Origin of the sequence: Actinocorallia sp. B10E7 (assembly GCF_039871655.1) — a bacterium.
In the GTDB taxonomy this organism is placed as follows: Bacteria; Actinomycetota; Actinomycetes; order Streptosporangiales; family Streptosporangiaceae; genus Actinocorallia.
Window position 1 is genome coordinate 514,460 of sequence record NZ_JBDPLZ010000002.1, and the last position, 20,408, is coordinate 534,867.

Below are 20,408 nucleotides of genomic sequence, written 5' to 3' on the forward strand. Positions count from 1 at the left end.
ACGTTCCGGTCAAGGGGGCGGTGCGGGGGAGGGTGGGGACTTAAGATGCCCAGGAAATGGTAGAAATACGGGCTTTGGGCACCTTTGAAGCCCGGGTCGGCGGGGGCGTCGCCGACCTCGGGGGAACGCGCCAACGCGCGGTGCTGGCACGCCTGGTCGCGGCGCGGGGCCGGATGGTCCCGGTGGAGCGGCTGATCGACGACCTGTGGCCCGGAGAGGCCCCCGCCCGGGCGCTGGCGGGCGTCCAGGCCTTCGTCTCCCATCTGCGGCGTGCCCTGGAGCCGGGACGGGCGCCGCGGACCGCGGCCGCCGTACTGGTGACACGGCCGCCGGGATACGCGCTCCGACTGGAGGAGGAGGCGGTCGACGTCTGGCGCTTCGAGACGCTCGTGGCGCAGACCGCCGACCCTCAGACGGCCTGGGCGCGTGCCCACGCCGCGCTGGAACTGTGGCGGGGACCGGCGTACGCGGAGTTCACGGACCTCCCCTGGGCCGAGGCGGAGAACACGCGACTGGCAGAACTGAGGCTCACCGCGATCGAGCGCAGGGCCGAGGCGATGCTGCGCAGCGGCGCGGCGGCGCAGGCCGTCCCGGACCTGGAAGCGCACACCGCCGAGCATCCGCTGAGGGAGGAGCCCTGGCGGCTGCTCGCCCTGGCGCTGTACCGGACGGGCAGGCAGGCCGACGCGCTTGCGGCGCTGCGCAGGATCCGGGAGCTGCTCGCGGAGGAACTGGGGGTCGACCCCGGCCCCGCCCTGCAGGCGCTGGAGAACGACATCCTGCGGCAGGCGCCGGAGCTCGACCTGGCCGGGCCACCGGTCCGGCTCACCCGGATCGCGGAGGAGACCGCGCCCGTCCCCGTGGCGAAGACGGCCGCCGAGGAGGATCCACCCGCCGATCTCCTCGTCGGACGGGACCGGGAGCTGGCCGAACTGCTCGGCGCGGCACGGGAGCGCCGCCGGCTGGTGCTGCTGTCGGGCGAGGCGGGAGCGGGCAAGACCGCGCTGGCCGACCAGGCCTGCCGGCAACTGGCGGCCGAGGGCTGGGAGCAGGCCTGGGGCCGCACTCCCGAGGTCGACGGCGCGCCCGCCGCGTGGGCCTGGGCCGAGCTGCTGCGCTGGCTGAACACCCGCCACTCCGCGCCGCCCGCGCTCGCCCCGATGCTCGACGACGACGCCCTGGCCCCCGCAGGCGACTTGGCCGCGGCCAGGTTCAAGCTGCACCGCGCCGTCGGCGACTACCTGGCCGAGGTGGCGTGCCGGGCCCCGCTGGTGCTCGTCCTGGAGGACCTGCACCGCGCCGACGAGGAGACTCTGAGCCTGCTGGCGGGCCTGCCCGAAAGGGTTCCCGGAGTGCTGTTCGTCGGCACCTACCGCCCCAGCCCGCCGTCCGAGGCGCTGACCGACGTCCTGGCCTCCCTCGCGCGGTACGAGCCGGTCCGGATAGAGCTGTCCGGGATCGACGCGAAGGCCGTCGCCGAACTCGTCGGCCGCATGTGCGGGGCCGAAGTGGACCGGCGGACACTGGCCGCGATCGCGGAACGCACCGCGGGCAACCCCTTCTTCGTCCGGGAGACCGCCCGGCTGCTGGACGCCGAGGGGGCCGAGGCGGCCCTGCACGAGGTGCCCTCCGGGGTCGGGGACGTCCTGAGACGGCGGATCTCCCGGCTGCCCGCCGCCGCGCAGACCGTGATGCGGACGGCCGCGGTCATCGGCCGCAACTTCGACCCCGAACTCCTCGTCGAGGTCTGCGAGCTCGACGAGGACGCCGTCCTGGACTCGCTGGAGGCCGCGCTGGTCACCGGTCTGATCACCGAGAGCGGCAGCGGCACGCGGTTCGCCCACGTTCTGATCCGCGACACCCTCTACGGCGACCTGTCCAGGCTGCGCAGGACCCGGCTCCACGCCCGGGTGGCCGACGCGCTGGAGGCGCAGCCGCAGGCCGATCCGGCGGCCCTGGCACACCACCACTTCGCCGCGGGCAGGCGGCTGGACCGGGTCACCCGCCACGCGTCCCGGGCGGCCGAGGCGGCCGAGGCCCGCTTCGCCCACCGCACCGCCGCGCAGCTGTGGATCCAGGCCCTGGACGCCCACGACCGCTCGGGCGCGGACGACCCGCGGGCCCGGCTGGAGCTGGTGGCGCGGCTCATCCGGGTCATGATCATGGCGGGCGAGCTGATGGGGGCGCGGGACCGGCTCTCCGGGGTGCTCGGCGAACTGCGCCGGCTCGGCGATCCGGAGCTGACCGCCCGGGTCGTCACCTCCTACAACGTGCCCACATCATGGATCAACCACCGGTACGGGGTCAGGGACGAGCCGCTGATCACGGTCGTGGAGGAGGCGCTCGCAGCCCTGCCGGAGGGCGTGGCGCGCTGCGGGCTGCTGACCACCCTGGCGCTGGAGCTGGACACCGAGGAGGAGGACCGGGGCCGGGGCCGCCAGGCGGCCAGGGAGGCGGTGGAGATCGCCCGGGGGCTGGGCGAGCCCGGACTGCTCGCGCACGCGCTCAACGGCCTGTACATGAACTCCTATGACGTCCCCGAGTCGCTGTACGAGAGGGACGCCATCGGCCGGGAGCTGCTGGACCTGGCCGAACGCCACTCCCTGGGCGTCCACCAGGTGATCGGCCACATGTACCTGAGCCAGACCAGCGGCGGGCTGCTCGACCTGGCACGCGCCCGGGCCCACCAGGAGGAGGCGGCGCGGCTGGCGCACGCGTACGAGCTGCCCCTGCTGGGGAACATCACGGCTTGGAGCGCGGGGCTGTACCTGGTGGTCGCGGGCCGGTTCGAGGAGGCGGCCGAGGCCTACCGGCGTAGTGCGGAGCTGTCCTCCACCACCAGCATGTGGGGCGGCGAGCAGGCCATGCTCTGGATCGCCCGCTGCGTCCTCCTGCTGGCCCAGGGGCGTCTGGCCGAGGCCGAGGACGGGCTCCCGTTCGGGCCCGAGCTGCAGGCCTCGGGACTGGTGGTCGACATGCACGCCCTCGTTCACCTGGCCAAGGGGAACGCGGAGCGGGCGAAGGAGATCTTCTCCTTCGCCCAGCCCATCCCGCACGACTACGTCCACGAATTCCACCTCTGCCTCCGCGCCGATGTGAGCATCGGGCTGGAGGACAGGGGACTGGCCGAGGAGACCTACCGCCGGCTGCTCCCGTACGCCGGCTTCTACGCGGGCCTGAACACCGCTTCGGTCGCGCTGTGCCCGGTCTCCCACGTCCTGGGGGACCTGGCGAGGTTCCTCGGCCTGGACGCCTCCCCGCACTACGCCAGGGCAGCCGAGGTCGCCAGGACGGTCGGCTCACCCCACTGGGAGGAGCGGGCCCGCGCTCAGCTGCCGTAGACCGCCCGCTGCAGCTTCTGGTAGCCGGGCCGGAACATCCGCAGCATGATCCGGACGGGCAGGCCCGCCGTCTTCTTGATGTGCGCCCACTCCTCGTCGGTGGCGTAGGAGACCATGAGCGGCAGGACGAGTTTCATGTGGCCGAGAGAGGTGTCGGCCTGGAACTTCTTCTCGCACGCGGCGAAGTCCTCGGCCGAGACGTACCGGAGCATGACCGGGAACAAGGCGCGCTCCTCCTCGACGATGTGCTCGTCGAGGAGGTCGGCCAGCTCGGCGAGCGCCCGGGCGCGCTCCCGTCCGGAGGAGGCGAGGATCCGGTCGACGCAGGGGTCGATCTCCCGGTGCTCCTCGGTCAGCGGGGCCAGGTCGACCGCCGCGCCCGCGGAGGCGGCGATGACCGGCCACAGGACCTCGTCCTCCTTGACGTGGTGGGAGTGGACCTCCTTCATGAGGAAGGCCAGGAACCGCCGGAGCGCGGCCTCCTGCCCGGGAGGGAGGAAGGAGCCGCCCTGCCGGGCGGTGAACTCGGCCAGTTTGCGGACCTCGCCGCGCAGGGCGCGGTGGGCGAGGGCCATGCCGATCAGATCCGGTTCGGGGTCGCCCTCCGACCGGGGGCGAACGATGAGAGATTCCATGCCCGTACCCTCTCCCGGCCTGCTTGAGACTGACTTGCCGCTCGGTTGCCGCCCCCGGGACCAGCGGTCGGCTTGGCCGCGCCAAGCGAAGTGAACTTGTGATCGGGGCACGGGGAGCGGCGGTTTATGATGCCCGCGACATGGTCGAGATAAGGGTCCTCGGGGCTTTCGAGGCCCGGGTCGGCACGGGCGACGCCGACCTCGGAGGCAGGAGACAGCGGGCGGTGCTGGCCCGCCTGGTCGCCGCGGGCGGCCGGATGGTCCCGGTGGACCTGCTGATCGACGACCTGTGGCCGGGGGAGGCGCCCGCGCGGGCGCTGGCCGGGGTGCAGGCGTTCGTCTCGCACCTGCGGCGCGCCCTGGAACCGGACAGGCCTCCCCGCACCCCGGCGTCCGTGCTGGTGACCCAGCCGCCCGGATACGCGTTGCGCCTGCCCGAGGACGCGGTGGACGCGTGGCGGTTCGAGCGGCTGGTCCGCGAGAGCGCCGACCCCTCGGCCGCCTGGGCCAGGGCCGACGCGGCGCTGGAGCTGTGGCGGGGATCGGCCTACGTGGAGTTCGCCGACCTTCCCTGGGCCGAGGCGGAGCGGACGCGGCTGGACGGGCTGCGGCTCATCGCCGTCGAACGCAGGGCCGAGGCGATGCTGGCGAGCGGGGCCACCGCCCAGGCCGTCCTGGAGTTGGAGGCGCACACCGCGGCCCACCCGCTGCGGGAGGAGCCCCGGCGGCTCCTGGCCCTGGGCCTGTACCGCAGCGGCAGGCAGGCCGACGCGCTGGCCGTCCTGCGGGAGATCCGTGAACTGCTGGCCGAGGAGCTGGGCGTCGACCCCGGTCCGGCCCTGCAGGCGCTGGAGGGCGACATCCTGCGCCAGTCCCCCTCGCTGGACCCGGCACGGCGGACCGCGTCGGCTGCCGCCGCCCCGCACCGCGCCCCGGACGGGCCGCGAGCCGAGCCCGAACCCGAACCGCTGGTCGGACGGGATCGCGAGCTGGCCGAGATCCTCGACGCGGCCAGGGCGGGCAGGCGGCTGGTGCTGCTGTCCGGGGAGGCGGGCGCGGGCAAGTCCGCGCTGGCGGACCGGGTCTGCCGGAAGCTGGCCGCCGAGGGCTGGGAGCAGGCCTGGGGCCGCACCCCCGAGGTCGACGGCGCGCCCGCCGCGTGGGCCTGGGCGGAGCTGCTGCGGGAACTGGCCGAAAGCCACCCCGCCCCAGAGGTGCTCGCGCCGATGCTCGACGACGACGCCCTGGCCCCGGCCGGGGACCTGACCGTCGCCAGGTTCCGGTTGCACCGGGCGGTCGGCGAGTACCTGGCCGAGGTGGCGCGCCGGACTCCGCTGGCGGTCGTCCTGGAGGACCTGCACCGCGCCGACGAGGAGACCCTCGGCCTGCTGGCGGGTCTGCCCGAACGGGTGCCCGGCGTGCTGTTCCTGGTGACCTACCGCAACACGCAGCCGACCGGCGGGCTGGTGGACGCGCTGGCCTCCCTCGCCCGGCACGAGCCGGTACGGGTGGAGTTGTCGGGGATCGACGCCGACGCCGTCGCCGAACTCGTCCGCCAGGTGTGCGGCCTGGAGAGGGGCGCCGTGGACGCCCGGACGCTGGTCGCCATCGCCGAGCGGACGGCCGGCAACCCCTTCTTCGTGCGGGAGACCGCCCGCCTCCTGGCCTCCGAAGGGCCCGAGGCGGCCGTCCACGGGGTGCCGTCCGGGGTCGGCGACGTGCTCAGGCGGCGCGTCGCGCGCCTGCCCGCCGCCGCGCAGACCGTCCTGCGGACGGCCGCCGTCGTGGGACGCGACGTCGACCCGGACCTGCTCACCGAGATCTGCGGGGTCGACGAGGACACCGTCCTGGACGCACTGGAGGCGGCCCTCGTCACGGGCCTGATGACGGAGAGCCCCACCCGCACGCGGTTCGCCCACGTCCTGGTCCGCGACACGCTTTACGGCGACCTGTCGCGGCTGCGCAGGGCCAGGATCCACGCCCGGGTGGCCCGGGCGCTGGAGGAGCGCCCCTCCGCGGACCCGGCGGCCCTCGCCCACCACCATCTGGCCTCCGGCACCCGGCCGGACCGCGCCGCCCACCACGCGCGCCGGGCGGCGGAGGCCGCCGAGGCCAGGTTCGCGCACCGGACGGCCTCAGAGCTGTGGACCCAGGCCCTGGACGCCCACGACCGCTCCGGTGCCGGAGGTCCCGCCGAGCGGCTGGGACTGGTGGCCAGGCTGGTTCGGGCGCTGGCGCTGGCGGGCGACCTGATCCAGGCCAGGGAGCGGCGCGCCGAGGTGCTCGACGCGCTGCGCGACCTGGGGGACCCGGAGCTGACCGCCCGCGTCCTCAGCGCCTACGACGTGCCGACGTCCTGGACCAACCACAGGTACGGGGTCCGGGACGAGCCGGTCATCGCGGTGGCGGAGGAGGCGCTGGCGGTCCTGCCCGAGGGCGAGCCGCGCGCCAGGCTGCTGACGACCCTGGCGATGGAGCTGGAGGCCGATTTCGAGGAGCGGGGCGCCCGCGCCGCCGAGGAGGCGGTGGCGATCGCCCGGAGGCTGGGCGGGCCCGAGCTCCTCGCGCACGCCCTCAACGGCCTCTACATGAACAGCTACCGGACGGCCGGGTCGCTGCGCGAGCGCGAGGCCATCGCCCTGGAACTGCTGGAACTGGCAGAGCGCCACTGCCTGGGCCTCTACCAGGTGCTCGGCCACATGTTCCTGCAGCAGATCCGCCTGGGCCTGCTCGACCCGGAGGGCGCGGCCTTCCATACCGGGGAGGGGCAGCGGCTGGCCCTCCAGTACGAGCGTCCCCTGCTGGCCAACATCGCGGGCTGGCCCACGGGTCTGCTCCTGGCCGCCGAGGGCAGGTTCGCCGAGGCGGCCGAGGCCTACCGGCGGACCGGCGAACTGTTCCTCACCACCGGCCTGTGGGGCGGCGAACTGGCGATGGTCTGGCTCGGCCGGTTCACCCTCATGTTCGCCGAGGACCGGCTCGCGGAGCTGGCCGAGGAGACCGCCGCGATGTGGGAGATGTGGGGTGATAGCGGCACCATGTCTGACATCTATGCCCTCACCCTGGTCGCACGGGGCGAACCGGAACGGGCGCGGGAGATCTTCGCCCGGAGAAGGCCCGTCCGGTACGACTACTTCCACGACCTGCTGCTCACGGTCCGCGCCTTCGCCGCCGTCCGGCTGGAGGACCGCGAAGCGGCGGAGGAGATCTACGAGCGCCTCCTCCCGTACGCCGACTACTACGCGGGAGCGATCACCGCGGCGGTCGCGCTCTGCCCGGTCTCCTACGCGCTGGGCGAGCTGGCCCGCTTCCTGGGAAAGCACGCCTCGGAGCACTACGCGCGGGCCGCGGAGGTCGCCCGGAAGGCCGGCTCGCCCTACTGGGAGGAAAGGGCGCTGGCCCAGCTCCCGTAGGGGTCCGGCCCGCATAAGCCCAGAACCCGCAATGGGGGTCGGCGTACCGGATAAACGTGCCCGGGTCACTCCGTGTTCCTGCGCCCGGTGACGTCGGATGCGGCGGGGTCAGGGCCGGCGCAGTGGCAGGCGCAGGATCAGGCGGGCTCCGGAGGCGCCGTCGACGCGGTGGGCGGCGTGCAGGGTGCCGCCGTGGGCCTCGGCGATCTGACGGGAGATCGGCAGGCCCAGGCCGCTGCCGCCCGGGTCGCTGGTGCGCGCGTCGGGGCGGCGGAAGAAGCGGGCGAAGATCTCTTCCTTGTCGGCGTCGGGGATGCCGGGCCCGTCGTCGAGCACCTCCAGCACGGCCTGGCCGTCGTCGGCGACGACGGTGACCTCTATGCGGGAGCGGGCGTGGCGTTCGGCGTTGGCCAGCAGGTTGCCCACCAGGCGGGCCAGCCGGATCGGGGAGCCCTCCACCACGATTCCGGGGTCCAGGTTGGTGGTGATGGCGGTTTCGAGGTCGCGGCGGGCCAGTTCGCCGCGCACCACGTGGGCCAGGTCGACCGGCTCGGTCGGTGCGAGTGCCCCTGCCTCCAGGCGGGCCAGTTCCAGGATGTCACCGATGATGTCGCCGAGCCGTTCGGCGTCTTTCAGGGCGGCCTGCAGGATCTCCCGGGGGTTGGCGTCGGGGTCGGACAGCGCCTCCTCCAGCCGGAGCAGCAGGCCGGTGAGCGGGTTGCGCAGATCGTGGGAGGTGTCGGCGACCGCCTGGCGCTGGCGCCGCACCATCTCCCGCAGCCCTTCGGAGACCCGCCGCTCCTGGGCCTCGGAGCTGCGCAGCCGCCGGTTGATCTCCTGCAGCTCCCCGGTCTGGGAGAACAACTGGGCCTCGACCGCCGCCGCGTGCGTCAGACCGGCGTCGGAGAACGCCGATCGGCCGCCCTTCTGCATCCGGTCGATGAACGAGGTCACCTCCTGCATCCGCACGATGACGCCGCAGACCGCGCCCTCGCGGTCCAGCAGCGGAGAGCTGACCACGCTCCAGTACCGCTTCTCGGAGGCTCCCGGACTGCCGGGCACCTCGATGTCGTAGCGCTGCAGCATCAGGGTGTCGGCCTCGTCCTCGCTCCCGGCCAGCGCCCGCTCCAACGACGACCGCAGCGTCTCCACCCCCTCGCCGAAGGAGCCGCCCGGGAACACCTCGAAGGTGTTGCGGCCGATGATCTCCTCGCGCGTCCGGCCGAGCAGCCGCTCATAGGCTCGGTTCACGGAGACGAAGACCAGATCGGGCGACAGCAGCGCCAGCGCTGCCGGAGCGGCATCGAACAGAGCCCGGAAATCAACCTCGGCCATCAGTGCCCCCTTACCGTCACACCCTCAAAAAACCGCCACTGACCTGGGATAACACTACGCCTGGGCTGCCTGGTAGCCGCCGGCGAAGGCCTCCGGCGGGGCGGGGTCGGCGGACTGCTCCACTCGTTCACCTGCCCGCGGATCCGTGACTCCATCGCGAGCTGATGCTCATCGGTGCCCGTCAGCGCCCGTACACACGCCCCGCCGTGAAGTCGATCAATCGTGACCTTGGGGCTCCGCCGGAACACCCGGTTCAAAGCACCCTTCAACGCCCCAAGATCACGTCATTGTGGGTTTCGGGCTTATGCGGGCCGCGTCACCCCGTAGACCTCCCGTTGCAGCTTCTCGTAGCCGGACCTGGAGAGGCGCAGCAGGACGCGCATGGCCGGGCCCGCCTTCTTCAGGAGGTGCGCGAGCTCCGCGGGGTCGGCGTAGTGGGCGATGAGCGGAACGACATATCTCAACTGAGACAAAGCGGCCTCCTTCTGGAAGCGCTTCTGGCACTCGGCGAAGTCCTCGGCCGAGACGTACCGGAGGATGACCGGGAAGACGTCGCCCTCCTCCTCGGTGATGTGCTCGTCCAGCAGGTCCCGCAGGGAGGCCAGGGCCTCGGCGCGCGTCCGTCCCGTGGTGGTGCGGATGCGCTCGAGGTAGGGGTCGATCTCGCCGTGGTCCTCGGTCAGGGGCAGGAGGTCGACCGCAGCGCCCGCGGAGGCGGTGACCACCGGCCAGAGGATGGTGTCCTCCTCGGTGTGGTGGACGCGGATCGTGGTGCTCAGGAAGGCGAGCATGCGCTGGAGGGCCGCCTCCCGCGCGGGCGGGAAGGGGGCGCCGCCCTGCTCGGCGGTGAGGGCGGCCAGCCTGCGGACCTCGCCGCGCATGGCCCGGTGGATGACGAGGAAGAGGGTCAGGTCGGGTTCGGGGTCGCCCTCATTGCGGGGGCGTACGGTCACGGTGTTCTTCGTCGTGTTCATGGCTCCACCGTGGCCCGGCTCGCTTGGCGGACATGCGGCGCCGACTTGCCGGCCGCTTGCCCGCCGCCAGTGACCGTCTCCCGCGGTCGGGTCATCACCGCGGGTACGGGAGAATCAGAAGGTGACCACGCCAGACTTCAGATCCGGATTCGCCTGTTTCGTCGGACGGCCCAATGTCGGCAAGTCCACCCTGATGAACGCGCTCGTGGGCACCAAGGTGGCGATCACCAGCAACCGGCCCCAGACGACGCGGCGCGCCATCCGCGGCATCGTGCACCGTCCGGACGCCCAGCTGGTGATCGTCGACACGCCGGGTCTGCACCGGCCGCGCACCCTGCTGGGAGAGCGGCTGGACAGCCTGGTCCGCGGCACCCTCACCGAGGTCGACGTGATCGGGTTCTGCGTGCCCGCCGACGAGAAGGTCGGCGACGGCGACCGCTACATCGCGCGGGAACTGGCCCAGATCAAGAAGACCCCGGTCGTCGCCATCGTCACCAAGGCCGACAAGGTCGGGCCGCAGCAGCTGGCCGAGCAGCTCATGGCCGTCGACGCGCTGGGGGAGTGGGCGGACATCGTGCCGGTCTCGGCGCTCGGCGGCCTCGGCGCGCAGACCGGCCGGGGCGGCGGGGAGGAGGAGTCCTACCAGCTCGACGTGGTCGCCGGGCTTCTGATCGGGCATCTGCCCGAGGGCCCGCCGCTGTACCCCGAGGGCGACCTCACCGACGAGCCGGAGCAGATCCTCGTCGCCGAGTTCATCCGCGAGGCGGCCCTGGAAGGGGTGGAGCAGGAAGTGCCCCACTCCATCGCGGTGGTCGTCGACGAGATGGGCCCGCGGCCCGGCAAGGACGATCTCACCGACATCTACGCCCACGTCTTCGTGGAGCGGCCCAGCCAGAAGGCCATCCTCATCGGCCGCAAGGGCGCGCGGCTGCGTGAGGTCGGCACCAGTGCCCGCCGGCAGATCGAGGCGATGCTGGGCACCCGCGTCTATCTCAACCTGCAGGTCAGCGTCGCCAAGGACTGGCAGCGCAACCCCAAGCAGCTGCGGCGGCTGGGCTTCTACGATTAACAGGTCTGACAGGGCTGACGGGATCTGACGGCGCTCAGCCGGCGAGGCCGGCCGGGTCCGCGCGCTTGGGCCGGACGTCCACCGGTTCCTCCGCCGCGGGGACACGCCGGTAGAGCAGGACCTCGCCGCCCTTGTAGAGCCAGCGTCCGGCCTTCTGCAGGCCCGTCTCGTTCAGGGCCCGTCTCTTGGCCCCGGCCGTCCGGTCGGAGCCGGGCAGGAACGGGATCCAGTTGTGGATCAGCCAGACCCGGTCCCGGTCGGCCAGCGCCTCGGCGTACCGGGTGCGGGAGATCTCCGTGCCCTTCAGGTCTCCGGCGGCGACCGGCGAGGTCCGGCGCATGACGTCGTCCAGGTCCCGGTAGGCGGAGGAGTAGACGGTCAGGGCGGGCCGCATGCGCACGTCGGTGAACAGGACGGCGTCGCCGGGCCGCCGGTGCTCGGTGATGATCTCGGAGAGGGCGCGCAGGTCGTCCACCCGCGCGGTCTGGCGGCGCTGGTCCAGATGGGTCGGGACGGTTGCCACGGCGGCGGCCACGACCAGCGGCGCGGCGAGTTTCCAGGAGAGGGTCTCCAGCCCGGCGGCGACGAGCAGCGCGGCGGCCGGGACGCAGAAGAGCAGGTACCGCTGCACGTAGTAGGGGCTGACCAGCGAGACTCCCAGCAGCAGCGCCGGGGGCAGCACCAGCCAGGGCAGCGCGACCCGCAGCAGGGGCGAGGCGGGCCGGTACCGCCACAGGCCGAGGGCGATGAGCAGCACGGCGGGGATCAGCGCGATCGGCCCCCAGCCCAGCGCCTGCGCCAGTTTGAGCAGCGCCTTGCCGGTGAGGGGCTCGATCCAGCTCACCTGGTAGCGCTGGCTCGTCGCGAAGGCGACCAGTCCCAGCAGCGGGACCAGTGCTGCTCCGGCCGCCACGGCCCAGGAGCGCAGCGCGTCCCGGCGGGCGATCACGTGGGCGGGCAGGAGGAGCAGCGCGAACATGTGGGTGTAGCCCAGCAGCACCACCGACAGGGCGTACCAGGCCCAGCCGCGCCGGTCCTCGGCGCGGACCAGCAGCCAGGTGGAGAGCACGGCGAGCGCGGCGACCAGGGTGTACTGCCTGGCCTCCTGGGCGTAGCGGCTGAGGAACGGGCTGAGCGCCACCAGCAGCCCGGCGGTCAGCGCGAGCCGGTCGGAGGCGAGCCGCCGTCCGAGCAGGGCGGTGAGCCCGGCCGCCGCGGCGGCGGCCAGGGCGGAGGGCAGCCGCAGGGTGAGCTCGGAGGCGCCGAACACCGTGGTGACCGGCCACATGAGCAGGTAGTAGAAGCCGTGGACGGCGTCGATCTCGCCGAGGACGCGCAGCAGCTGGGGCACGGTCCTGCCGGTCAGGTCGGCGGTGACCGCCTCGTCCCGCCAGAAGGAGGGGGTGGTCAGGCCCCAGCAGGCGATGACGAAGGCCACCAGGGCGCTGACGCAGGGCGGTCCGAGGCGGGAGAGGTGGGAGAGGCGCGCCGGGCCGAGGCGGGGCGGGGGAGATGGGTTCTTTGGCATCCGGATCGGTGAAAGGTTAGCGCTAGACCTTTCGCAACAGATGTCCAGCGCCGCACAGCAGCAGCACCACCGATCCGCCCAGGGCCAGGTACCAGCCGGTGTCGAGTCCGCCCCGGATGTCCAGGACGGCCTGGGCGAGCCGGGCGAGGAGATCGTTCTCCATCTGGTCCTGGTAGGACTGGATCTCGCTCACGAAGAGCAGGCAGGCCGCGGTGCCCAGGACTCCGGGGGCCAGCGCGGCGAGCCCCAGGGGCTTGCGGCCGGTGATCAGGGCGGCCAGCGCCAGGACCAGGCCGAGCACCCCGGCGGCCAGGGCCAGGTAGCCGGGCGCGTTGCTGGTCTCGGCCAGTTCGTCCATGGCGGTCCAGCTCTGGGACTGGGCGGGGATCAGCAGGAACGCCTCCTGGGAGACCCAGACCCAGGGCAGGAAGGGCGCCGCGGCGACCGAGGCCGAGGCCAGCAGGCTGGCGACGGCCAGGGCGCGGCGGGCCGGGGTGGCGGAAGCAGGGGCGGTGCGCGGATACCCTTGCTCGCCGAAACCCGGTGTATAAGGCGGAGTCATGGGTTGAAGGGTAGAAGGTCACGTTTGCCCCCGCTAGCGTCTTCTCTCCATACCGTCCCCGCAGGTTCCGGGAGCTCGGTATGTTGACTTTTCAACCCTTCGGAAGGGGGAGCACGGTGTTGCTCGTCTTCGGTCTGACGGTCTGCTTCCGTACTGTCGGCGAGGGCATGTTCCACTGCCCGTCCTGCGGCGGTGACCGCCGCTACCGCCGCCGCCGCGGCCGTCGCTGGATCACCCTCTTCTTCCTGCCGGTCGTCCCGCTGCGCGGCCTCGGCCAGGCGGTCGAGTGCCGCTCCTGCCGCACCCGGTTCAACGTCTCGGTCCTGCGCCAGCCCACCGCCGCCGCCATGTCCGCGGCGCTGCCCGCCGCCATGCGCGCCGCCTGCTGCCTGGTGCTGCGGGCCGGCGACCCGACCGGGACCCTCGCCCGGATCCGCTCCGTGGACGCCGTGCGCGGCTACGGCGAGGAGGCCTACACCAGCGAGGAGCTGGCCGAGGACCTGCACCTGCCCGCCGATTTCCACCGCGAGGAGATCGCCAGGGCCGGGGCCCACCTGGCCGTCGAGGCCAAGGAATGGTTCCTCACCCAGGTGGTCCGGGTGGCCCTGGCCGACGGCTCTCTGACCGAGGACGAGCGCCGGGAACTGCACCGGGTGGCCGAGTCCCTGGGCATGAGCACCGCCCACGCCCTGGGCGTGATCCTGGTCGCCGAGGGCGCCACCACATGAGGACCGCCCTGGTCCGGGCGCCCGGGCCGAGGCTGGCCGAGGGGCTGGTCACCCACCGGGAACGCCGTCTCCTCGACCTCGCGCTGGCCCGCGCCCAGCACGAGGCCTACACCGGGGCCCTGGCCGACGCGGGCTTCGAGCTCCACTGGGTGGAGCCCGCCGACGACTGCCCCGACGCGGTCTTCGTCGAGGACACCGCGGTGGTGTGCGGGGACAGGGCCGTCCTGGCCCGTCCCGGCGCCCCCGAACGCGCCGCCGAGGTGGCGGGCACCGAACGGGCGCTGCGCGAGCTGGGCCTGGACGTCCTCACCCTGGACGGCGAGTGCGCCCTGGACGGCGGCGACGTCCTGCAGACCGCCGACGCCCTCTACGTGGGACGGTCGGGCCGCACGGACGACGACGCCCTGTGCCGGCTGCCGTCGCTGCTCCCCGCCCGCAGGGTGGTCGGGATCAAGGTGATGGGAGCCCTGCACCTGAAGTCGGCGATGACCGCGCTGCCGGACGGCTCCCTGATCGGAGTCCCCGACCTCATCGACACCTCGGGCCTGCCCGGCCTGCGGGTGGCGCCGGAGCCGTCCGGGGCCTCGGTGGTGCCGCTGGGCGAGGACCACCTCCTGCTGGCTCAGAGCGCCCCCCGCACCGCGGCGCTGCTGCGCGCGGACGGCTGGCGGGTCACGACCGTCGACATCAGCGAGTTCGAGGCCCTCGAAGGCTCCGTGACCTGCCTTTCCCTTCTCGTCTGAGAATCTCCCCTCCCTGGGCTTCCCGTGGCGGGAAACATCGTCATGCCCGGATTCATCATGTGTTTACATGGTGGTACTTCGGTAATGCGCAATTAACATCCGAGGGTCTCTCCGGAAATACGGCTCCCGCAAATTGTTGGGCGACCGACAAGCGGGGTCCTTCCCGAGGAGAAGCAAGTTGCGTATTTCCCACTGGCGGAAAATGGCCGTCATGGCCACCGCCGCGGCCCTCGTCCTCACCGCATGCGGTGAGAGCGAGGAAACCGCGAGCGCTGAGAACGGCGACACCATCAAGGTGGGCATCCTCCACTCGCTGAGCGGCACCATGGCCATCAGCGAGGTCACCGTCAAGAACTCCGAACTCATGGCGATCGAGGAGATCAACGCCAAGGGCGGCATCCTGGGCAAGAAGATCGAGGCGGTCGTCGAGGACGGCGCGTCGGACTGGCCCACCTTCGCCGAGAAGGCGCGCAAGCTCATCAAGAAGGACAAGGTCGCGACGGTCTTCGGCGGCTGGACCTCGGCCAGCCGCAAGGCCATGCTCCCGGTCTTCGAGGCCGAGAAGGCCCTGCTGTGGTACCCGGTGCAGTACGAGGGCCTGGAGTCCTCGCCCTACATCTACTACACCGGCGCGACGACCAACCAGCAGATCATCCCCGGTCTGGACTACCTGAAGTCCCAGGGCAAGAAGAAGGTCTTCCTGGTCGGCAGCGACTACGTCTTCCCGCGCACCGCGAACAAAATCATCAAGGCCTACGCCGAGGCCAACGGCATGGAAATCCTCGGCGAGGAATACACCCCGCTGGGCCACACCGAATACGGAACGCTCGTCAACAAGGTCATGGCGTCGAAGCCGGACGCCGTTTTCAACACCCTCAACGGTGACAGCAATGTCGCCTTCTTCAAGCAGTTCAAGGCGGCCGGCGGCACCGCCGAGAAGTTGCCCGTGCTGTCGGTGAGCATCGCCGAGGAGGAAGTCGGCGGCATCGGCGTCGACAACATCGTCGGCCACCCGGTGGCCTGGAACTACTACCAGACCACCGACACCCCGGAGAACAAGACCTTCGTCGAGGCGTTCAAGGCCGAGTACGGCCAGGAGAAGGTCACCTCCGACCCGATGGAGGCCGGCTACAACGCCGTCCACCTGTGGGCCGAGTCGGTGAAGAAGGCCGGCACCACCGAGGTCGAGGCCGTCAAGAAGGCCTCCGCCGGAATCGAGCTGAAGCTGCCCGAGGGCCTGGTGACCATCGACGGCGAGAACCAGCACGTGTACAAGACCGCCCGGATCGGAGTGATCCAGTCCGACGGCCTGATCAAGGAGGTGTGGAACTCCGGCAAGCCGATCAAGCCGGACCCCTACCTCAAGACCTACCCCTGGGCCGAGGGCCTCTCCTAAGGCCCAGGGCTCGCGGACTCGCGGCAAGCGGCCACCCCGCCCGTCGAGGCGGGGTGGCCCCCTGCGCGGGAGCCACGAAACACAGAGGAGGGGACATGCTCGACCAACTGCCCGTCGGGCTCAGCATCGCCGGCGCTCTGCTGCTCATCGCGCTGGGCCTGACCTTCACTTTCGGCCAGATGGGCGTGATCAACATGGCCCACGGCGAGTTCATCATGGCCGGGGCCTACACCGCCTACCTGCTCCAGGACCTCGTCGACGACCAGGCCGTGCTCCTGGCCCTTCCCGTCGCGTTCGGCGTGGCGGGGGCGATGGGCCTGGTCCTGGAACGGCTGGCCATCAGACGGTTCTACGGAAGACCACTGGACACCCTGCTGCTCACCTGGGGCGTGAGCCTGGTGCTGCAGCAGCTCGCACGCGACCTGTTCGGCGCCCCCAACGTCAACGTGACGGCACCGGGCCGGCTCGAGGGGCGGCTCGCCCTCGGCGGCATGACGATCCCCTACACGCGGCTGTTCATCATGGTCTTGGCGGTCGCCTGCGTGGTCGCGATCTGGGCCTACATGAGCCGCTCCAGGCAGGGGCGCAGGATGCGCGCGGTCATGCAGAACCGGGAGCTGGCCGCTTGCTCCGGGGTGGTCACCGAACGGGTCGACCAGCTGACCTTCTTCATCGGTTCGGGCCTGGCCGGCGTCGCGGGCGTCGCGCTGACCCTCATCGGCCCGATCGGCCCGACGCTGGGCACCAACTACATCGTCGACGCCTTCCTGGTCGTCGTCGCCGGCGGCCTCGGCCAGCTGCGCGGCGCGGTCCTGGCGGCACTGGCCCTGGGCCTGCTCAACTCCTTCGTGGAGTTCTGGACCGACGCCAGCTCCGCCAAGGTCGTGGTGTTCGCGGCGATCGTGGCCTTCCTCCAGATCCGTCCGCAGGGCATGTTCGTCCTCCGCTCCCGGGCGCTGACATGAGCGCCCTGACGCGGGGCAGGGCCCTGCTCACCGGGAGGAGCCGCGGCTACGTGCTGTTCGCCTCGATCGCCCTGCTGCTGCTGGCGATCGCCCCGGTGGCGCTCGACCCGTTCCGGCTCGGCCTGCTGGCCAAGTACCTGTGCTTCGCCATCGCCGCGCTGGGCATCGGGCTCGCCTGGGGCCAGGGCGGCATGATGACCCTGGGCCAGGGCGTGTTCTTCGGGCTCGGCGGCTACTGCATGGGCATGTACCTCAAGCTGAAGGACGCCGGGTCCGGCGGGCTGCCGGACTTCATGGTGTGGAGCGGCGTCGAGGAGCTGCCCGCCCTGTGGGAGCCGTTCCACAACCCGTTCTTCGCGCTGACCATGGTGGTGGTGCTGCCGGTCGTGGTCGCGTCCGTGCTCGGCCTGCTGGTGTTCCGCCAGCGGGTGCGCGGCGCCTACTTCGCCATCCTCAGCCAGGCGCTGGCCGCCGCGTTCGTGATCTGGCTGATCGGCCAGCAGGGCCTCACCGGCGGCACCAACGGGCTGACCAACTTCTACGACGTGTTCGGCATGGACCCCGAGGAGGAGAGCACCCAGCGCACCTTCTACTTCGTGGTCGTCGCGGTGCTGGGCGCGCTCTACCTGCTCGCCCGCCAGCTGGTGAAGAGCCGCTTCGGCAGGCTGCTGGTGGCCGTCCGCGACGGCGAGGACCGGGTGCGCTTCCTCGGCTACAACCCCGCGACGGTCAAGACGATCACCTTCGCGGTGTCGGCGGCCATGGCGGGCATCGCCGGAGCCCTGTACGTGCCGGTGGTCGGGATCATCTCCCCCGCGCTGCTGGGCGTGGTGCCCTCGATCGAGCTGCTCGTCGCGGTGGCGATCGGCGGACGGTTCTCGCTGGCCGGGGCGGTCCTCGGCGGCGTCCTGATGAACTGGGCGCACACCACGCTCTCGGAGAACTGGCCCGAGGGCTGGACCTACCTGCAGGGCGGGCTGTTCATCCTGGTGATCATGCTGGCGCCCAAGGGCATCGCCGGCCTGGCGGGCCAGGCCGGAGACCTGCTGGCCCGGCGGCGCGGAGCCGCGGCCGCGCCCCGGCCGCTCGCGAAGGAGGAGGTACCGGTATGAGCGGGGAGAAGACAACGGAGGCCCTGCTGGAGATCAGGGACCTGATGGTCGTCTTCGACGGCTTCACGGCGATCAACGGGGTGGACCTGACCGTGGGAGAGGGGGAGCTGCGCTTCCTCATCGGCCCCAACGGCGCGGGCAAGACCACGCTGGTCGACGTGATCACCGGGCTCACCCGGCCGACGTCGGGGACGGTCCGCTTCGCCGGGACGCCCCTGACCGGCCGGAAGGAGCACCAGATCGTCCGGCTCGGCATCGGCCGGACCTTCCAGACCTCGGTGGTGTTCGAGGAGCTGTCGGTCCTGGAGAACCTGGACCTGGCCGCCAGCTTCCGCCGTCCGCTGGTGAGCCTGCTGCGCCGCCGCAGGGGCGTCACCGACGAGGTGGCCGCCGCGCTGGAGACGATCGGGCTGCAGGACCTGGCGGAGAGGCCGGCCGGCGTCCTCTCGCACGGCCAGCGCCAGTGGCTGGAGATCGGCATGCTCATCGCCCAGGGGCCCAAGCTGCTGCTGCTGGACGAGCCGGTCGCGGGCATGAGCAAGGACGAGCGGGAGCGCACCGGCGAGCTCCTCACCGAGATCGCCAGGGACCACACCGTGATCGTCATCGAGCACGACATGGAGTTCCTGCGCCGCTACGCCTCGACCGTCACCGTCCTGCACGAGGGCTCCGTCCTGGTGGAGGGCGATGTGGCCTCGGTCCAGGCCGACCCCAGGGTCCAGGAGGTCTACCTGGGCCGCAGGAAGGAGGAGGCCGCGTGATGCTCAAGGTGACGGGGCTGGAGGCGGCCTACGGCAGGGCCAGGGTGCTCTTCGGCGTCGACTTCGAGGTCGGCGCCGGGCAGCTGATGTGCGTGATGGGCCGCAACGGCGTCGGCAAGACCACGCTGCTCAACTCGGTCATGGGAGTGCTCGCCCCCACCGCGGGCACGGTCGAGTTCGAGGGCCAGGACGTCACCCGGATGAAGACCTACGAGCGGGTCAGGCTGGGCATGGGCTACGTCCCCCAGGGGCACGAGACCTTCCCCCAGCTCACGGTCGCCGAGAACCTGCAGGTCACCCTGGAGGCCACCGGGCACCGGGACAGGGGGGCGGTGGACGAGGCGCTGGAGGTCTTCCCCCGGCTGGTGCCGCTGCTCAAACGGCGGGCCGGGTTCCTGTCCGGCGGCCAGCAGCAGCAGCTCGCGATCGCCCGGGCCCTGGTGACCCGGCCGAAGATGCTGATCCTGGACGAGCCGACCGAGGGCATCCAGCCCAGCATCGTCCTGGAGATCGAGGAGGCGATCGAGCGCCTGCACGCCACCGGCCTGGCGATCCTGCTGGTGGAGCAGTACCTGGAGCTGGCGCTGCGGCTGGCCGACCGGTTCATCATCCTGGAGGGCGGCCACGTGGTGCACGCGGGAGAGGCCGAGGACCTCCGAGACGAGAAGGTGGGTCGGCTGCTGGCCGTCTGAGCCCTTCTGGAAGGCGGAAGGGGGTCCCGGCCTCGGCCGGGACCCCCTTCGCACGCGTTCGGGCGGGGCTCAGTACTTACGGGCCTTCAGCGCCTTCATGATCAGCGGCCAGGCCAGCTTGTACTCGCGGTTCCAGTAGGCCCAGTTGTGCATGCCGTCGCCGTACAGGTGGGCGGTCACCGGGATCTTCATGGCCTTGAGCCGGTCGATCAGCGACTTGGAGGTGGCGCCGCAGATCTGCTCGCCGACGCCGCCGACCATCTGGTACTGCAGCGCTCCGGCCACGTTGCCCTGGTCCTTGAGCACGTCCGCGAACTTCGCGTCCAGCGGCCCGGCCTTGCCGGTGGTGCCCGAGGAGATGTAAAGGCCGACGCCGCGCAGGTTGCCCGCCAGGTAGTACGGGTCGTGCAGCAGCCAGTTGTCGCGGTTGCGGACGGGATCGCCCCACTTGATCTCGGGGCTGGTGTCGACGCTGGAGTTCATGTCGGCCAGGGCCATCAGCGTGGAGATGCCCGGCTTCGTCATGTGCAGGATGCCGCTGTAGCAGGCGGCGTAGCGGAACAGGCCGCGGTGGCGCGCGGCGTAGGTGATCGCGCCCTGGCCGCCGGAGGAGATGCCCATGACCGCACGGACGGCGCCGGCTCGGTAGTTGCGCTCCATCAGCTGGACGACCTCGGCGGTGTGGAAGGTCTCCCATTTGGGCGGGCCGCCCTTGCCGCCGTTGTACCAGTCGGTGAACCCGGCGCTGACCCCGCCCTCGGGCATCACCACGATCACGTCCCACTGGGCGGCGAGGTCCTTGATGTCGGTCATGATGTCCCAGCCCTGGTAGTCGCCCCCCTCGCCGCCGCCGCCGTAGACGTACAGGGTGGGCCAGGTGCGCTTGGCGTTCTTGCTCCAGCCGCGGGGCAGGAAGATCCGGGCCTTGGGCTGCATGAACGGGATGGACGGGGTGTTGATGGTGATGTCCAGGGTGCGCTCGCGCACCATCTGCTCGCCCACCACCGTCGCGCCGGTGTCCGCCGGGGCGGCGGAGGCGCTGCCGGGGCGCAGGACGGTGATCAGGCTGGAGAGGGCGACGGTCGAGATCGCGCCACGTCTGGTGATTGCATGCACGAGGCTGTCCCCTTGGACCCGGCTTTTGGACACTGTGA

16 protein-coding genes are annotated in these 20,408 nt (G+C 71.8%); 10 read left to right on the plus strand and 6 right to left on the minus strand.

Translation table 11 applies throughout. The features are described 5' to 3' along the window. The first annotated feature begins 74 nt into the window (after positions 1–74). Entirely contained in the window at positions 75–3,341 is a 3,267-nt protein-coding gene (locus tag ABGB12_RS07490; protein WP_347675530.1) for a BTAD domain-containing putative transcriptional regulator, read from the plus strand. Here ABGB12_RS07490 and ABGB12_RS07495 read toward each other — a convergent pair. Then, positions 3,329–3,976, minus strand: a complete 648-nt coding sequence (locus ABGB12_RS07495) for a hemerythrin domain-containing protein (RefSeq protein WP_347675531.1) — start codon at positions 3,974–3,976, stop codon at positions 3,329–3,331. The two genes, ABGB12_RS07490 and ABGB12_RS07495, sit on opposite strands and share 13 nt — an antisense overlap. Positions 3,977–4,116: 140 nt before the next feature. On the opposite strand from ABGB12_RS07495, the gene ABGB12_RS07500 reads away from it, so the two are divergent. Further along, on the plus strand, positions 4,117–7,389 hold the full coding sequence (locus tag ABGB12_RS07500; protein WP_347675532.1) for a BTAD domain-containing putative transcriptional regulator: 3,273 nt from the start codon (positions 4,117–4,119) through the stop codon (positions 7,387–7,389). A gap of 108 nt (positions 7,390–7,497) precedes the next feature. Here the strand turns inward: ABGB12_RS07500 and ABGB12_RS07505 are convergent, their stop codons facing one another. Further along, complete coding sequence (locus ABGB12_RS07505) at positions 7,498–8,724, minus strand: PAS domain-containing sensor histidine kinase (protein WP_347675533.1); 1,227 nt, start codon at positions 8,722–8,724, stop codon at positions 7,498–7,500. A 302-nt stretch (positions 8,725–9,026) separates the two neighbouring features. Then, positions 9,027–9,698 (minus strand): hemerythrin domain-containing protein, encoded by a 672-nt coding sequence (locus ABGB12_RS07510; RefSeq protein ID WP_347675534.1) that lies wholly within the window; start codon positions 9,696–9,698, stop codon positions 9,027–9,029. Positions 9,699–9,819: 121 nt separating this feature from the next. On the opposite strand from ABGB12_RS07510, the gene era reads away from it, so the two are divergent. Beyond that, entirely contained in the window at positions 9,820–10,767 is a 948-nt protein-coding gene (era, locus tag ABGB12_RS07515; RefSeq protein WP_347675535.1) for a GTPase Era, read from the plus strand. A 34-nt stretch (positions 10,768–10,801) separates the two neighbouring features. Here era and ABGB12_RS07520 read toward each other — a convergent pair whose 3' ends face one another. Beyond that, a complete protein-coding gene (locus tag ABGB12_RS07520) occupies positions 10,802–12,295 on the minus strand; it encodes a glycosyltransferase family 39 protein (RefSeq protein WP_347675536.1) in 1,494 nt (497 codons plus the stop codon). 22 nt (positions 12,296–12,317) lie between these two features. After that, complete coding sequence (locus tag ABGB12_RS07525) at positions 12,318–12,857, minus strand: hypothetical protein (RefSeq protein ID WP_347675537.1); 540 nt, start codon at positions 12,855–12,857, stop codon at positions 12,318–12,320. A gap of 116 nt (positions 12,858–12,973) precedes the next feature. Here ABGB12_RS07525 and ABGB12_RS07530 point away from each other — a divergent pair, with 116 nt between their 5' ends. The 7 genes from ABGB12_RS07530 (at position 12,974) to urtE (ending at position 19,254) form a co-directional block, all read left to right on the plus strand. Further along, positions 12,974–13,585 carry a zinc-ribbon domain-containing protein gene (locus tag ABGB12_RS07530; protein WP_347675538.1) on the plus strand — a complete coding sequence of 204 codons (612 nt, stop codon included), beginning with the start codon at positions 12,974–12,976 and terminating at the stop codon, positions 13,583–13,585. Next, positions 13,582–14,328, plus strand: coding sequence for a N(G),N(G)-dimethylarginine dimethylaminohydrolase (locus ABGB12_RS07535; RefSeq protein WP_347675539.1), 747 nt, complete (start codon positions 13,582–13,584; stop codon positions 14,326–14,328). Before ABGB12_RS07530 ends, ABGB12_RS07535 begins: the two co-directional genes overlap by 4 nt. 211 nt (positions 14,329–14,539) lie before the next feature. After that, on the plus strand, positions 14,540–15,724 hold the full coding sequence (gene urtA, locus ABGB12_RS07540; RefSeq protein ID WP_347675540.1) for an urea ABC transporter substrate-binding protein: 1,185 nt from the start codon (positions 14,540–14,542) through the stop codon (positions 15,722–15,724). A gap of 95 nt (positions 15,725–15,819) precedes the next feature. Next, positions 15,820–16,689: an urea ABC transporter permease subunit UrtB gene (gene urtB / locus ABGB12_RS07545; RefSeq protein ID WP_347675541.1), complete on the plus strand. Its 870-nt coding sequence runs from the start codon at positions 15,820–15,822 to the stop codon at positions 16,687–16,689. Continuing rightward, positions 16,686–17,801 (plus strand): urea ABC transporter permease subunit UrtC, encoded by a 1,116-nt coding sequence (urtC, locus tag ABGB12_RS07550; protein ID WP_347675542.1) that lies wholly within the window; start codon positions 16,686–16,688, stop codon positions 17,799–17,801. The genes urtB and urtC overlap by 4 nt, the downstream gene beginning before the upstream one ends. Further along, on the plus strand, positions 17,798–18,562 hold the full coding sequence (urtD, locus tag ABGB12_RS07555; RefSeq protein ID WP_347675543.1) for an urea ABC transporter ATP-binding protein UrtD: 765 nt from the start codon (positions 17,798–17,800) through the stop codon (positions 18,560–18,562). The genes urtC and urtD overlap by 4 nt, the downstream gene beginning before the upstream one ends. Beyond that, the gene (gene urtE, locus ABGB12_RS07560; protein WP_347676100.1) at positions 18,562–19,254 is read left to right on the plus strand and encodes an urea ABC transporter ATP-binding subunit UrtE; all 693 of its coding nucleotides are present in this window, start codon (positions 18,562–18,564) and stop codon (positions 19,252–19,254) included. Before urtD ends, urtE begins: the two co-directional genes overlap by 1 nt. Positions 19,255–19,323: 69 nt before the next feature. On the opposite strand, the gene ABGB12_RS07565 is transcribed toward urtE, so the two are convergent. Continuing rightward, positions 19,324–20,370 carry an alpha/beta hydrolase-fold protein gene (locus ABGB12_RS07565; protein ID WP_347675544.1) on the minus strand — a complete coding sequence of 349 codons (1,047 nt, stop codon included), beginning with the start codon at positions 20,368–20,370 and terminating at the stop codon, positions 19,324–19,326. Positions 20,371–20,408: the final 38 nt, after the last annotated feature.

Bases quoted from the DNA above. Each gene is read 5' to 3' on its own strand.
- ABGB12_RS07495 (WP_347675531.1), bottom strand. From the start codon at position 3,976: ATGGAATCTCTCATCGTTCGCCCCCGGTCGGAGGGCGACCCCGAACCG.
- ABGB12_RS07500 (WP_347675532.1), top strand. From the start codon at position 4,117: ATGGTCGAGATAAGGGTCCTCGGGGCTTTCGAGGCCCGGGTCGGCACG.
- ABGB12_RS07505 (WP_347675533.1), bottom strand. From the start codon at position 8,724: ATGGCCGAGGTTGATTTCCGGGCTCTGTTCGATGCCGCTCCGGCAGCG.
- ABGB12_RS07510 (WP_347675534.1), bottom strand. From the start codon at position 9,698: ATGAACACGACGAAGAACACCGTGACCGTACGCCCCCGCAATGAGGGC.
- ABGB12_RS07520 (WP_347675536.1), bottom strand. From the start codon at position 12,295: ATGCCAAAGAACCCATCTCCCCCGCCCCGCCTCGGCCCGGCGCGCCTC.
- ABGB12_RS07525 (WP_347675537.1), bottom strand. From the start codon at position 12,857: ATGACTCCGCCTTATACACCGGGTTTCGGCGAGCAAGGGTATCCGCGC.
- ABGB12_RS07535 (WP_347675539.1), top strand. From the start codon at position 13,582: ATGAGGACCGCCCTGGTCCGGGCGCCCGGGCCGAGGCTGGCCGAGGGG.
- urtA (WP_347675540.1), top strand. From the start codon at position 14,540: ATGGCCACCGCCGCGGCCCTCGTCCTCACCGCATGCGGTGAGAGCGAG.
- urtB (WP_347675541.1), top strand. From the start codon at position 15,820: ATGCTCGACCAACTGCCCGTCGGGCTCAGCATCGCCGGCGCTCTGCTG.
- urtC (WP_347675542.1), top strand. From the start codon at position 16,686: ATGAGCGCCCTGACGCGGGGCAGGGCCCTGCTCACCGGGAGGAGCCGC.
- urtD (WP_347675543.1), top strand. From the start codon at position 17,798: ATGAGCGGGGAGAAGACAACGGAGGCCCTGCTGGAGATCAGGGACCTG.
- urtE (WP_347676100.1), top strand. From the start codon at position 18,562: ATGCTCAAGGTGACGGGGCTGGAGGCGGCCTACGGCAGGGCCAGGGTG.